The sequence below is a fragment of the Schaalia cardiffensis F0333 genome, assembly GCF_005886435.1.
Taxonomy (GTDB): domain Bacteria; phylum Actinomycetota; class Actinomycetes; order Actinomycetales; family Actinomycetaceae; genus Pauljensenia; species Pauljensenia cardiffensis.
In genome coordinates, this window is record NZ_CP040505.1 from 2008321 (window position 1) to 2022518 (window position 14198).

Below are 14198 nucleotides of genomic sequence, written 5' to 3' on the forward strand. Positions count from 1 at the left end.
GAAGCCTCACCAGATGTCTTCACCCACCCGCTTGGGCATAGCCGCTCTTTGAACACCCCCGCCCACACCCCTCATTTCCGCCCCTCCGCCTTCCGGCACCCCGCTTTAGACTGAAGACATGCTCCTCGCCTTCGCCGTCGCCCCGACCACGACCTCCAGCGCCGAGGGCGCCGTCACCTCGGCTGTCGCCCGCGCCGTGAAGATCGTGCGCGAATCGGGCTTGCCCTACGAAACGACATCCATGTTCACCACTATCGAGGGCGAATGGGATGAAGTCATGTCCGTCGTGAAAGCCGCCACCGACGCGGTTGCCGAAGTGTCTCCCCGCGTCTCCCTCGTTATGAAGGCCGATATCCGCGCGGGTCGCAGCGATGAGATGCACGGCAAACTGGAACGCCTCGAGAGCGCGATCGCAGAGCTCGGTTGATCGCACGATTTTCCCCTTGCCTTGAGCATCGTCCTATGAGCATGAATCCGATTGAAAACTTTGAGCATCCAACATCCGTTTCCCCGGATGCGGCTCCCGTTGAGGTCTCCGGCTCGCCTCATGTCTTAGACAGTCACGTCTTAGCGAGCAGACAGGCCGAGTCGACTTTCTCTCCGCCCCCGGCCTCGTCACTACCGCCAGGTCACTCCTCGGTTTCATCTTTGCCACCAGGCCCGCTTTCACTCGCGGTATCCTCTCCAGCTCCGCTCTCCTCCCAAGCCCCGGCCTCTTCCCAGAATTCACTCCCAGCCTCCGCTCTGGCCTCGTCCTCGCCCTCGTCCTCGTCCGTAAGTGTGGGAACGGGCCGTTTCGCGCCCTCGCCGACAGGAGATCTCCACCTCGGGAACCTGCGAACGGCGATCCTGTCCTGGGTGTGGGCAAGACGCACAGGGCGCGCCTTCGTCCTGCGGCTGGAAGACATTGACCGCGTACGTTCGGGCAGCGCGGAACGCCAGATCGCCGATCTTCAGGCCATCGGGATCGACTGGGACGGCGAGATCCTCGTGCAATCAACCCGGCATGAGGCGCACACCGCCGCACTCGATGATCTTGCTGCGAAAGGCCTGCTCTTCGAATGCTATTGCTCCCGCAAAGACATCCGCGAAGCCGCCTCCGCTCCACACGTCCCACCAGGCCACTACCCGGGGACCTGCCTGCATCTTTCCGAGGACGAGCGCCAAGCGAAAAGGGCAGAACTTGCAGCCGCGCACCGCTTGCCCGCGCTACGCCTCCGAGCACCCGCATCGCGGTGGACCGTGTTCGACGAGCTTCACGGCGAGTACACGGGCCCGGTCGATCATTTCGTCGTGCAACGCAGCGACGGTGTGCCCGCATACAACCTCGCAGCAGTCGTCGACGATGGATTCCAGGGCGTCGACCAGGTCGTACGAGGAGACGACCTTCTCTCACAGGCCCCCGCGCAGGCGGCGTTAGCGACTCTGCTCAGGATTCCTGTTCCCGTTTACGTCCACGTCCCACTCGCGCTGGCTCCCTCGGGCGCGAGGCTCGCAAAGCGCGATGGAGCGGTGACCCTCGAGGATCTGGCTGCCCTGGGGTGGTCGCCCGCGGATGTCCTCGAATGGATCGGACGTTCTTTGGGCGTATCGGGGGCGAGGACGGCTGCAGACCTTCTCGATGCCCTCGACATGGATCGCCTGCGCGCGATGCCCTTGGATCCGTGGGTGGTCACCCCGCCCACGGGAGGACCTCAAGGTGCGTAGCTCGCTGCCCAGGCTGGAGATGTCCGTCACCCCGTCCACGGGAGGGCCTCAAAGCTCGGGATAGGTCGGAGGGCTTACCGACTCGTGCTCACCTCACCACGGGTGAGCCTGAAGAAGCGCGGAGTCTTTACCTTCGCGACGTGTTGAGTCGCCCCATTTGCGGGCGGATCTGGGCACATCTTCCGAGGTGAGGGGTTGACGTCCCCGAACTCGAGCGAGCGTTCCTAATGGAGGGGTTGACGACAAGTGGAGGGGTTATATCCCCTCCTCACGTCGTCAACCCCTCCACTCACGAAAGCCTCCACTGGGCATCGCACCCCGAGGAGCCTCCACCCCGCCACTAGAATCTAGCCACCACTGAACGCCAGAAGGTCGCCGCGCTGCGCGCCCGTTCAAAGGACGCCTCCACCACTAGAAGCCAACCCCACCACTGGGCACCAACCCCACCACTGAACGCCAGCCCCACCACTAGGCGATTGTGGGCCCCGTCCTCACGTCAAAAGCCTCCCCCGAAGGGACTTCATCAAGAGGCCACCGCGATAACGCAGTCTCCCAGGGAAAGTAACTCCTCGTGGCAGACTTACCGCATGGACTTTTTCCAGAAGCTCTTCGGCCACAAGGAGCCGACGCTGATCCTCGCCGAATCCGAGAACTGGACTTCCCTGCCCTGGACCGAGAAACTGCAAAAGGCGCTCGACAAGCGCGCAAAGAAAGAGAAATGGGCCGAAGCCCTCGGTCAAACCCACGAATTCGTCTGTCTTCTCATTGTGCATGGGAACTTCTCCAACGGGACTCTTGAGGTCAACAGTCTTGGCTCCCCGATCGCAATGCTCCCCCATGAGCTCGTTGACGACCTCCTCGAGCGCATGCGAGCCGATTCGGGGCTGAGGATGACGGCAGTGAAGGCTCGCGCGACTCGCGACGAGGACGGACGCCTTGCCGTCGAAGTGAATGTCTGATGCTGTGAATGTCTGATGCCATCGAAACGAATGTTCGAGCGCGAGCCTGAAGCAGTCATCTTCCTCGCGATCACTCCCCGGTGAAAGGGCTCCGCCACACCGTCTTAATAAAACGAAGAGAGCACCTTCATGGATTTATAATCCCGACCGCCTCACTAAGTAAGTGTCTCGCGTCCAATAGAAGACTTCTTTAAGAATCTCAAATACCGGATGTTCCCTTAAAGCCTGAATGGTACTATTGCTAACCCCCTGCTGCTCCAAAGATTCAATTACAACCATACCAATCGGCTTACTCCCATAGTCAACACGGACATAAACAGCCGATCTGGCTTTCATTGCAACACGTTTTGCAACATCTTCCTTCAAACCGCTCTGCACCGCGATTGCAACCCATTCGTCCACATCTTCAGGCCAGCCTGTGACTACTTTTGAGGAATGTTGCCAACAAGTCGCAATCAGCCCCTCTTGATCAGAATAATTACTGCGTCCTGACTTCGCCAATTCAGGGTTAAAGGAGACGCGTGAGATCTGGAGAAACTGCCCTCGCTCGTCATCATGACAATAGAGACTTATACGTACAGTCGAGTTCTTGTCCAACTCTAAAACTTTAAGCAGGAAGAGTGAAAAAGCTCGCATAGTCTCTTCGATTGTTCCGTAACTACGCTCAGCGTCACGTCTAATCTTGTCCCGAGTTTCTAGAGAATCCTGCGCTTTTTTCTTCTGCTTTTCCTGCAACCAAAGGCCGACAAGGGACAAGAGCCCGAACGGCGGGATGAGCCATTCGCGATACGGAACGTCGGTATAATACGCTAAACTCGCAATAAGCAGATTGCAGATGGCCGATAAAAGCGCGGGTAGCATCTTACAAAGACGCTTCTTTTTATCCCAAAGGGCAAAAGCCTTTTTCCTCTCATCTTCCGCCCCATACGGCCGCGACATAGCCTCATCCAACAGCCGAAAGCAGTCGACCTCGTTCGAGGAACAACTCCTCCACTTCCGGGTCGTCTATATTGCGTTCAAGTGATTTAATCGCAGCAGATCGCTTCAATAACTCATCAAAAGCCTTTTCCGCCTCATCAGAATTAAGAGCATCTATATCTGCATCAATGCGCGCAAATTGGCCCCTGCCATAGTCAAAAGGAACGACAGCTGTCACCTTAACGATAGAGCCAGTTTGTTCACAGTTCTCCTGGAGGGTCTCTCTCAGACGTCGAACCTCACCACGAAACTCAGCGGATCCGACGACTTGACCAACATACCTAACAAACACTGAGAGGTCGATCACAGTTCACCCAACCTGAGAAGCTATCGATAGTCGATCAGTGTACCAACACTATGTACAAGCGTCGATGACATTTTGCGAAACATGCCGTCCAAGAGCAGAAAAACGCAGAACCCCCACCGGTGGATCGCACCGAGGGGGGCCGCTGCGCGCTCGAAGGGACTCGAACCCCCAACCTTCTGATCCGTAGTCAGATGCTCTATCCATTGAGCTACGAGCGCATCGCCGTTTGGCTGACGCCAACTGTACGCGCCCCTGCGTCGAAAAGGCAAAACGAGAGGGGCTTTCCCACTGGAGGTTTCGATCACACTCCGACAAACAGGGTCCCACCAGGAAAGAGCACAAGCCGGATACTTGGCGCTCGCCTGTGAACACACAGCGGAGTCCAAACCCCGAATGCGTCTACAAGTCGGACACTGAGCCTCCACCTGCGGCCACAAGTCGGACACCAGACGCACACAAGTCGGACGAGACAAACTGTGACCTGGGGTGTTCTCCAAGAGCCAAGGGATACGGTTCGACTTGCGGACAGCCATACCCGAACGGAGGCGTACCTTCGAGTCACTATCCCTCGCGTTGCGTCCCATAACCCGCAAATGAGGCTTTAAGCGAAGCTTCAAACCCGGCGCGACAGGACTGTGGGCATTGATCCCGAACTCGGAACCAGAGTGACTACATGAACGTCACCGTCGCCGATACCCTCTCGATCCGGGATACCGGCAAGGAAGTGTGGCATCGACCCGGACTTTTCGTTGATCTGACCGCGTAAAGTCGCGTTCCCCATAGGGGTGGGGCCTATATGAGCGGGTGAGTGTTGACAAGCGCCCCAAGTGCCCGATCTGCCGAGCGCCGATGAACGCGAACGGGAAAACGTCTTCTCGTACGCCCCGGTGGCGTTGCCGGAACTGCTCATTCTCGACAGTTCTCAAGCGCCCTGACGTAACTCGCCGCCACGACCTGGAAGCATTCATCAACTACGCGACCGGCAAGACCAGCCAAGCCGAACGCGACGGCACACTCACCGGCCGATCCTTCCGCCAGCGCACCTCGTGGTGTTGGCAAGTCCCACCACCCCTCCCAGTCATGGACGGCGTCATTCATGACCAGGTGTTCATTGACGGGATCTTCCTTTCCCACTCCTGGGTCATCCTCATCGCCACCGACGGGCGCACACCGTTGAACTGGGTTACCGCCGGACGAGAAAACGCTACGGCCTACACCCAGCTCCTCAGCCCACTTCCCCCACCGGGCATCATCACTACCGACGGGGCAGGCGGCGCCCTGGCAGCGATCCGCACCCTGTGGGGACCAGACCAACCGGTCCAACGCTGCCTCGTGCATGTCCACCGCAACAACACCGTGGACCTGACCCACAACCCCCACACGCCCGCCGGGAAAGCCCTCAAAGGCCTGTCCCATTCCCTCTTGCGCGTCACCACCATGGATGAAGCCGCACACTGGGCGAGCCTGCTCGCCGCCTTCCACACCGAATACGCCCACTACCTCAAAGAACGCACCTACGCGTCCCAAGACCCCGAAAAGGCAGCAGCCACAGGCAAGAAATGGTGGTACACCCACGAACGCGACAGGCGCGTGTACTACCGGCTCGAACGCCTCCTCAAGAACAAACAGCTCTTCACATTCCTCACCGACCCTGGCCGACCAAACCTCGCATCCACCACCAACCCCATCGAATCCCTCAACGCTCAAATCCGCGCCCTACTGCGCGCCCATGCAGGCTGGAACACGACTCGCCAAATCACCGCAATTCACTGGTTCCTCGCCCACCACCAACACCCCATCAACGCCGCCACAGTGCTCGCCGAATGGGACAAACACGCCAGGCAACCCCACACGATCATCCCCACAACACACAAACAACAACCCCGGCCAGACGGGCCCACACACTACGACAACGCCTACAGCCCCGACACCGGCTTCCACACCCGAAAAGGCTGGGCCGGACGCACATAACCCCCACGACACGCCCGAGCGATGCCACACTTTCCTGCCGGTAACCCCTCGATCCCTAACCTTAAGAACGGACTCACGAGCGTGACTCATCACGCGAAGGATCGGGCGTATGCAAAGGATCCTCCACGCACCCGGCAGCGCACCCTTATCCTTGCTGCCTTCCGGCCCTGGGGAGGTTCGGATGATACCGTCACGTGGAGGATCGACCTTTAGTCTACATGGAGCCGCGAAGAGCGCGCGAACCGACGGGGTCACAGGACACCAAACCAGGGTTATAGGACAAAATGTGTTGGTCGGGTCTAGTCCCAGTCGGTGCGGTAGGGGCTGTGGTGGTGGAGTTCATGCCAGGCGATGGCGTCTCCCCATTGGGGGATGATGCCGGCGGCGGGGTGGTCGCGTGAGGCCTGTTGCCAGGCCTGTTCGATCTGGGTGTCGGTGGGCATGACTTTCAGGATCTGAGCGGCCGACAAGGGGTGCTCCGTGTGCATGTAGCACCACCAGAAGATCGCCTTGATCCTGCGCGTGAGCCGCATACCCCGGTGGTCGCGCAGCATTTGGCGCAGGGGCGCGTTCGTGGCTCCTTCGATCTGGTTGTTCATCGCCGGCATCGCCTGCCCCCAGGTGGGGTCGCAGAACGTGAACAACACACCCCTCGCCAGTAGCCGGTTCAGGCTGTTACGGGCGCGCACGAGCCGCTCATGCGTGTACTCCCACCCGCCATCGTCTCTGGGTGTCTTCTCGGCGAGGAACGCCTCCCACCGCTCACACCACCCCCTGTAGTCCTCCACCCACGCCTCGGCCTGCGGAAGATCCGTGACGCGAATGAGCTGCTTGCCCAGGGCGTACAGCTCTTTGGACGCAGGCAGCTTCGGACGGGTCGTTGTCGCTTCCTTCACCTTCGAAAACGCGTGAAACGTGCACCGCTGCACCCGCGAATCCGGCCAGATCTTCTTACGCGCCTTCTCGAACCCACTCCCCCCATCGGTCACCACCAGCTCCGGAGGGGCGATCCTGCTCATGAGGGCCTCCCAGGCGCGCGAGTTCTCCGTCCTGGCCACATACCAGCCCACCACATGCTCACGCGTCTGAGCGATCACCACGACCGCCTTGCGGCCCAGATGAATCCCGTCAACGAACACGACCTCGTGCACCTCATCGACCACGGGAGCGAAAGGCCAGACCTCCCACAGGTGCTGGCACCGCCGCCGAAACGACCGCCCACCCCCAGGCATATCCGCCTGACGGGCCCCGCTGAGCAACCAGGAAAGGAACTCGCCCAGGTGCTTGGCCGACGCGTCAATCTCATTCAGACCGGTGACATTGCAGGCCGTACACCTCCACCGCTGCCGTCCAGCTGACGTCTTCCCATGACGCGTCATCCGACCACCACACACAGGGCACGAAGCAGTATTCACCCCGAGAGGCAAACACACCCAACTAAAACCCGGACTTTCCCGCACCACAGAGCCGAAAAACCCCGATCAGACCAACACATTCTGTCCACCCTCATAGTTGGCCGCCACCAACTAAAACCCAGACCTTCCCGCACCAGCACAACGAAAAGTCCCAGTCAGACCAACACGAGGTGTCCTTTAACCCCCAAACCACCAAGGACCCGCCGCCCCTGTACACACATTTCTGACGCTCACCCGCTCACCCCGCAGGGGCCGAGGACACGCGAAAATAACGAAAAACCCCGGAACCTCAAGGATTCCGGGGCTATTCTGCGGAGGATGGGGGATTCGAACCCCCGAGGGCTTGCACCCAACACGCTTTCCAAGCGTGCGCCATAGGCCACTAGGCGAATCCTCCAGCTGCGCCGAAGCACCTGACCATCCTAAACGGAAAGCAGAGGAAAACACCAACCGCTCAGCCCCACCAAACCCATGAACTCGCTCACGCACCTCCGAGGCGAGGAAACAGGATTTGAGGGGAAATCGACGAGCCACCCACACGAATGTCGCGCCCTTGATCGCCCCCGAAGCCCAGGAGCAACACGCCAAGGCACACCGGCGCCATCGTTCCCCGCGCACTCAAAGATCCTTCGTACCTCACCCCCGCGCCCGGCCTGATCGCAGCCCATTCCTCCACGTACTCAAAGATCCTTCACCCTCGGCGATGACGTAGTGATCAACACCGCGCTCGTCTCCACGCATTCAATGAAGCGTCGCAAACGAGTGGAGATGAGGATGATTCCACCTCCTCCCTCCACACGCTCAGCCGATGCTTCCGGCGGTGTTCTTCACTGACGAGGACAGAGCTAAGTTCAGCTGAGCAGTCGACCTTCTGCTCACTCTCATACTTCACTGACGAGGACGGGGCCTGGACAGCACCTTCACAGGCGAAGGCCAGACGAGATGGAATCCAGGGCCTTTCTCGCGAGCATCATCAAACCCTTGGGAGTGGGTTGCCAAGAAGAAGCGGGAAAGCACAGACCTTGACTTGAAAGGACGCAAGGCGACGGCCTCGAAGAAGAGTCCGTAATGACGCAGAGTCCGCCCTGAACGAAGAGTGAGCGATCAGGCAGAGTCAGCGGTAGAGCTTGGCGAAGTTCGCCGCGACTTTACCCGCTTGATGGCGGGCCTCGCCCAGATGCGCAATGTGGGAAAGGGAGTCGAGATCATCAGTACCCGGATACCCGGCATCCTCATAACGCTCAAGCACCATTCGGATCGCGTCCGAATCAATCTCAGGATTGAACTGAGTCGCATAGAAGTCCTTCGCGAGCTTGACCATCTGCACAGGGCAGGTGATCGACTTCGCGAGAAGTACCGCACCTTCAGGCAGCTCCTCGGCGGCCTCGTTATGAGAAACGAAAGTCATGAAGGAACGAGGGAATCCGGCAAGGAGCGGCTCGTCGAAAGCGGCCTCAGTGAGGAATATTTCCGTCAGCTGTGGATACTCCGCCCACCTGCGCGTCACGGTGCCGCCCATGAGAACGGTCGCAACTTCAGCCCCATAACCCGTCGTGAGGCAGGGCGTCCCAGCTTCAACGATCTGCGCGAGGAGCCTGCACAACTCTGCTTCGGCGCGCTTTTGGCTCGGCGATTTCGTTTCGTCGGGCGTGGTCGTACCGTACACGGAGCCCGCAACGATGATCCCGGCGTAGGCGCGCACATTGATCTCAGGAAGGCCCAGCATATCCAGGCGGACTTGCTCCAACTCCTCGGGCTCAAGGCCCGTCACCTTCAAGAAAGAGGCGTACTCAGCAGCAACAGCCTCATCTTCAGGACGCGTAGAAACCAAGAGAAAGGAGTTCATATCCCAAGAATAAGTAAAGAAGGTCGCGAGGGCGAGGGTGTTCATTTAGAGGACACTCGCACTCTGGAAGCCCTGCAACCGCAGGAGCCCCGACAGATCGAGAAAGGCCACGCGCCCCCAGGAACACCCAGCCGGTCCAGGAAAGCCACGCACCGCCACGAACACCCCACTAGCCGGGGGCGCCCGCAAGCCCAGGGATACCCTGAGCTCGAGAAGTTCTTCTTCGAAAAGCTCCCCCCTGGAAGCCCCTGCGGGCCGAGGGCGCAGCGCGCGCTCCAGCTGGACCGCCTAGAAGGGGTCTGGGGTCTCCGCAGGCCGAGGGCACACCAGCAGTCCAGCGCCAGAGCGCCAGACCGCACCACCAATCCAGCGCTAGAGCGCCAGACCTCACCACCAATCCAGCGCTAGACCTCACCACCAGGCCAGCGCTAGAGCCAGAGTGCCAGTCCGCCATTGGAACGTCTCCAGGAGATGCGAGCACACACGCCACCGATTCACGAGCCCAAGCAAGTCCGATTCACGAGCCCAAGCAGACCCGAGCAGATGGGGGCCAAACAGGGACAGCGATAGGAACAGGGACGGGGGAATCCTCACAGAACCGCACTCAGTGCGAATCCGCAGGATTCGACTCGGTATCCTGATGTTCCGACCGGTGAAACGGCCATATGCCCATCGACTGATCGGAGAGCTCTTTCATGAGCGACAACTCTCGCGGATTGTTCCGCTGGACCCTGCACGGCGACGGATCCACTATTTCCCCCGGCGAGGTCGTCGCCGCAGGTGAACGACTGTCCTGGCCCCGCACCATTGGCATCGGCGCTCAGCACGTCGTCGCAATGTTCGGCGCGACCTTCCTCGTCCCGCTGCTCACCGGCTTCCCCCCGGCGACCACCTTGTTCTTCAGCGCCATCGGCACCCTCCTCTTCTTCCTCATCACAGCGGGCCGCCTCCCTTCCTATCTCGGCTCCTCCTTCGCACTCATCGCGCCAATCATCGCCGTATCCGAAACCCTGGGCATGAACTACGCCCAGGGTGGCATCATCGCCACCGGCGCAACCCTCGCCCTCGTCGGCCTGATCGTCCACTTCGCGGGAGTGCGCTGGATCGATGCCCTCATGCCCCCGGTCGTCACCGGCGCAATCGTGGCGCTCATCGGCTTGAACCTCGCGCCCGCCGCGTGGAACAACGTCAAAACCGCGCCCCTCACCGCCCTCATCACGATCGTGTCAATCTGCTTGATCACGGTCCTCTTCAAGGGCATCATTGGCCGTCTGTCGATCCTCTTCGGAGTCCTCATCGGCTACGGGGCCGCGATCGTCCAGAACCAGGTCGACTTCTCCGCGATCTCCGAGGCCGCATGGTTCGGCCTCCCGCAGTTCCACGCTCCCGCTTTCGACCCCTCAACCTTGGGCCTGTTCGTGCCCGTCGTCTTCGTCCTCGTCGCTGAGAACGTCGGCCACGTCAAATCCGTGTCCGCCATGACCGGCGAGAACCTCGACGACGTCACCGGCCGTGCTCTCTTCGCCGACGGCATCTCAACCGTCCTCGCGGGCTCGGGCGGCGGTTCGGGTACGACCACCTACGCGGAGAACATCGGCGTCATGGCCGCGACCCGCGTCTACTCGACCGCAGCCTACGTCGTTGCCGCCTTCGTTGGTCTGGCCCTGTCCCTCCTGCCGAAGTTCGGTGCGATCATCGCGACAATCCCGGCGGGCGTGCTCGGCGGCGCGGGAACCGTCCTCTACGGCATGATCGGCATGCTCGGTGTGCGCATCTGGGTCCAAAACCGCGTGGACTTCTCCAACCCGGTGAACCTCAACACCGCGGCCGTCTCCCTCGTTGTCGCGATCGCGAACTTCACCTGGAACATTGGCGACATGTCCTTCGAGGGCATCGCCCTGGGCACTGGGGCCGCGATCCTCATCTACCACGTCATGAGCTGGATTTCGAAGGTGCGGGGCACCAACCTCGAGCAGGCCTCCCCCGCTTCGGCGCCCGCAGGAACCGAGCTCGAGTCCGAGGCGTACGCGACCCGTCACAAGGCGGCGCCGCCGAAAGCCTGATTATGAAGGCTTCTCCTCACGCTCCCCCCTCACGGTGATCATCCGCACAAGAGGATGTGCTCGCAGAGCCTCACATGAGGACCAGGACGAAGAGAATCCACTGAGATCACAGCAGTGCTCTGACTCGAAGAGAACCGGCCGATCCCACTCGGGGTCGGCCGGTTCCGCATTCTTCGCCGCGCTTGAAACGATGAAAGATGCGACAGTAAGTGACGAGGACGGGGCCACGCGCTCGAAGCACATACGAGAAGAACACCAATCCGCACATGCATCGGCTCCGAACACTGCACGAGGCACGCACTTCCACTCGCCCGCCGCGCATTATCGTCCTCGTCGACCGGCATCATCACGCTGGAGGCGAAACCACCCGAGGAGAATCAATCGAATGATCCGATTCGAGCACGTTAGCCACACTTTCCCCGATGGCACGAGCGCATTGGAGGATGTGAGTCTCGAAGTCGGAGCCCACACGACAACCGTGCTCCTGGGCTCATCCGGCTCCGGGAAAACGACCCTCATGCGGATGGTGAACCGCATGATCTCACCAAGCTCGGGGCGCGTACTCGTCCGAGGCGAAGACGTCGCCGCAATGGACCCTGTGAAGCTGCGCCGCTCCATCGGCTACGTCCTACAAGACGCTGGACTCTTCCCTCACAGGAATGTCGCAGACAATATCGCCACCGTCCCCCGACTTGAGGGCGCAAGCAGACGCGCAGCGAAAGCCCGCGCCCTCGAATTAATGGAACTCGTCGGCCTCGAGCCCTCACTCGCCCGCCGCTATCCGAGCCAATTGTCGGGCGGTCAACGTCAACGTGTCGGCGTCGCTCGCGCTCTCGCGAACAAAGCGGACATCCTCCTCATGGATGAACCCTTCGGCGCCCTCGACCCCCTGGTCCGTGCGGATCTTCAAGCGGAGATCAGGCGCCTTCGCGACTCGACTGGCACGACCATCCTGTTCGTCACACACGACCTCGATGAAGCATTCATCCTTGGGGACACGATCGCCGTGCTCGCAAAAGGAGGGCGACTCGCACAGGTCGGAACAGGCCCAGAACTGGTCGCGAATCCAGCCGATGATTTCGTCGCATCCTTCGTATCCTCGCAGGCCTCTCGCCCTTTGAACTCGATCGCAACCCCAGCTGGACAGCTCGTCACAGACCCGGAGGGGCGCCCGCTGGGGCTATTGGCGCGCGCGAACCCCGATGCGCCTTCCCATACTTCGGACTCCCCGACGCACGCTGAAGAGGACCGGGCCCGATGAACTGGCTGACCCAAAACTTTGCCCTCCTCGGCGAGTTGACCCTCCGACACCTCGCCCTCGCACTGCCCGCGATCCTCGCGGCGAGCCTCATCAGTGTGCCCATCGGATGGTGGGCGAACCGTTCGAAACGCTTCGGCGGCACGCTCCTCACCGCCCTCTCATTGCTCTACGCGATCCCCTCCCTGCCGATGCTCATCATCATTCCGGTCATCGTCGGGATCGCCCTGCGCTCCAACACGAACATGGTGATCGTCCTCGCCCTCTACGGGATCGCGGTCCTCGTCCGTCAAGTCGCCGACGCATTCGCCTCCCTACCCACCTCCGTCCTTGAAGCCGCTGATTCCCTCGGCTACCCGCTGCTCCGCAGGTTCTTCGAAGTCGAGCTTCCCCTGGCCCTGCCAGCGATCCTGGCCGGGGTCCGCGTCGTTGGCGTCTCCACGGTTTCGCTTGTGACGGTCGGGGCCTTCATCGGTGTCCGCTCATTGGGGACCCTTTTCACGGACGGGTTCCAGCGCGGCCTCATCTCCGAAGTGCTATCCGGCCTCGTCGCCACTGTCGCCGTCGCCCTCGTCCTCGATGCCCTCCTTGTCCTCCTCGGCTGGGTCGCCACCCCCTGGACAAGATCACAGGAACGACTCGAGCAGACCAGAAAGGCCCGGATGATCTCGGAGGTCAACGCATGAATCTCCTGATGGATGCCCTGGGATGGCTCGCGGAGCCGACGCATTGGGTGGGAGCAGCTTCGATCCCTGTGCGACTTCTTCAACACCTCGGCCTGACTTTCGGCGTTGTCGCGCTCGCAGCCTTGATCGCCCTCCCCCTCGGGATCATGATCGGTCACACCGGCAGATTCCGCTTCCTCATCGTCGCAACTTCCGGTGCTGCCAGGGCAATCCCCACGCTCGGCGTGCTGACGCTCGCGGGGCTCTGGTTCGGGATCGGCCTCGCTGCGCCTGTGCTCGCCCTCCTCGTTCTCGCGATTCCGCCAATGCTGACCGCGACGTACACCGGTATCGACTCTGCGGATCCTCGGGCCGTGGACGCGGCACGCGCCATTGGTCTTAAGGAATGGCAGATCATCCGCTTCGTCGAATTGCCCGCCGCGCGCACTCTGATCCTCGGAGGGCTGCGTTCCACAACCCTTCAGGTCCTCGCAACTGCGACCCTCGCGGCTTATACAGCGGACGCCGGTTTGGGCCGATACCTCTATATCGGTCTTAAAACACGCGACTACGGGCAGATGATCGCCGGGGCGATCCTTGTTGTCGCCTTGGCGCTCGTTCTCGACGGATTGTGGGTCCTTGTTTCGCGGGCGGCATCTCGACGCGCTGGGGACGGAGAAGTATCCCCACCCGTTGGGGGTGGAGGAACAGCGTCCCCACCCGTTGGGGGTGGAGGAACAGCGTCCCCACCCGTTGGGGGTGGAGGAACAGCGTCCTCAGCAGCTGAGGCCAGAAGTGAGGCGGCGGAGCCGACACTGAGGCCCGACACCACTCACGCCTCCGTACCCGGCGCTGGTCCCAGTTCCCTTTCGCCCAACGCCGATCACGAACCTGCCCCGACCAGTGGGAGCGTCCCGACTGGAGTGACCCACGCGACCAACGCGACTGCGCGACCGGCATGACAGGCACAACCAGCACGACATGCGCAACCGACACGACCAACGCGACTGCGCGACCGATCTGATCAAT

The 14198-nt window shown here is 61.1% G+C and carries 12 protein-coding genes, 2 tRNA genes and 1 other RNA gene; 8 read left to right on the forward strand and 7 right to left on the reverse strand.

All coding sequences use genetic code 11. The features are described 5' to 3' along the window. Positions 1-118 precede the first annotated feature (118 nt). The 3 genes from FFA61_RS08250 (at position 119) to FFA61_RS08260 (ending at position 2666) form a co-directional block, all read left to right on the forward strand. Positions 119-427: an MTH1187 family thiamine-binding protein gene (locus FFA61_RS08250; RefSeq protein ID WP_005963093.1), complete on the forward strand. Its 309-nt coding sequence runs from the start codon at positions 119-121 to the stop codon at positions 425-427. 353 nt (positions 428-780) lie between these two features. Next, a complete protein-coding gene (gluQRS, locus tag FFA61_RS08255; protein ID WP_005963091.1) occupies positions 781-1707 on the forward strand; it encodes a tRNA glutamyl-Q(34) synthetase GluQRS in 927 nt (308 codons plus the stop codon). Between the two features lie 587 nt (positions 1708-2294). Continuing rightward, positions 2295-2666, forward strand: a complete 372-nt coding sequence (locus FFA61_RS08260) for a hypothetical protein (RefSeq protein WP_005963089.1) — start codon at positions 2295-2297, stop codon at positions 2664-2666. Between the two features lie 135 nt (positions 2667-2801). On the opposite strand, the gene FFA61_RS08265 is transcribed toward FFA61_RS08260, so the two are convergent. From FFA61_RS08265 to FFA61_RS08275, 3 genes are all read right to left on the reverse strand, one after another. Beyond that, positions 2802-3617, reverse strand: coding sequence for a hypothetical protein (locus tag FFA61_RS08265; protein ID WP_131247229.1), 816 nt, complete (start codon positions 3615-3617; stop codon positions 2802-2804). Beyond that, the gene (locus tag FFA61_RS08270; RefSeq protein WP_131247227.1) at positions 3610-3822 is read right to left on the reverse strand and encodes a hypothetical protein; all 213 of its coding nucleotides are present in this window, start codon (positions 3820-3822) and stop codon (positions 3610-3612) included. Before FFA61_RS08270 ends, FFA61_RS08265 begins: the two co-directional genes overlap by 8 nt. Before the next feature lie 274 nt (positions 3823-4096). Next, positions 4097-4169 (reverse strand) — tRNA-Arg (locus tag FFA61_RS08275). A 586-nt stretch (positions 4170-4755) separates the two neighbouring features. Here FFA61_RS08275 and FFA61_RS08280 point away from each other — a divergent pair. Continuing rightward, entirely contained in the window at positions 4756-5922 is a 1167-nt protein-coding gene (locus tag FFA61_RS08280; protein ID WP_131247423.1) for an IS1249 family transposase, read from the forward strand. Positions 5923-6033: 111 nt separating this feature from the next. Here FFA61_RS08280 and ffs read toward each other — a convergent pair. The 4 genes from ffs to FFA61_RS08300 form a co-directional block, all read right to left on the reverse strand. Continuing rightward, positions 6034-6129, reverse strand: an RNA gene (gene ffs / locus FFA61_RS08285) — signal recognition particle sRNA small type. Positions 6130-6221: 92 nt separating this feature from the next. Continuing rightward, a complete protein-coding gene (locus tag FFA61_RS08290; protein ID WP_040314467.1) occupies positions 6222-7337 on the reverse strand; it encodes an IS1249 family transposase in 1116 nt (371 codons plus the stop codon). A gap of 312 nt (positions 7338-7649) precedes the next feature. Next, positions 7650-7734: transfer RNA gene (locus tag FFA61_RS08295), tRNA-Ser, on the reverse strand. A gap of 717 nt (positions 7735-8451) precedes the next feature. Then, positions 8452-9228, reverse strand: coding sequence for a glutamine amidotransferase-related protein (locus FFA61_RS08300; protein ID WP_005963083.1), 777 nt, complete (start codon positions 9226-9228; stop codon positions 8452-8454). 650 nt (positions 9229-9878) lie between these two features. Between FFA61_RS08300 and FFA61_RS08305 the strand changes: the two genes are divergently transcribed. From FFA61_RS08305 to FFA61_RS09545, 4 genes are all read left to right on the forward strand, one after another. Next, positions 9879-11246 (forward strand): uracil-xanthine permease family protein, encoded by a 1368-nt coding sequence (locus FFA61_RS08305; RefSeq protein WP_005963080.1) that lies wholly within the window; start codon positions 9879-9881, stop codon positions 11244-11246. Positions 11247-11631: 385 nt separating this feature from the next. Beyond that, a complete protein-coding gene (locus FFA61_RS08310; RefSeq protein ID WP_005963074.1) occupies positions 11632-12507 on the forward strand; it encodes an ABC transporter ATP-binding protein in 876 nt (291 codons plus the stop codon). After that, positions 12504-13190 (forward strand): ABC transporter permease, encoded by a 687-nt coding sequence (locus FFA61_RS08315; protein ID WP_005963071.1) that lies wholly within the window; start codon positions 12504-12506, stop codon positions 13188-13190. Before FFA61_RS08310 ends, FFA61_RS08315 begins: the two co-directional genes overlap by 4 nt. After that, the gene (locus FFA61_RS09545) at positions 13187-14131 is read left to right on the forward strand and encodes an ABC transporter permease (protein WP_005963068.1); all 945 of its coding nucleotides are present in this window, start codon (positions 13187-13189) and stop codon (positions 14129-14131) included. The genes FFA61_RS08315 and FFA61_RS09545 overlap by 4 nt, the downstream gene beginning before the upstream one ends. Positions 14132-14198: the final 67 nt, after the last annotated feature.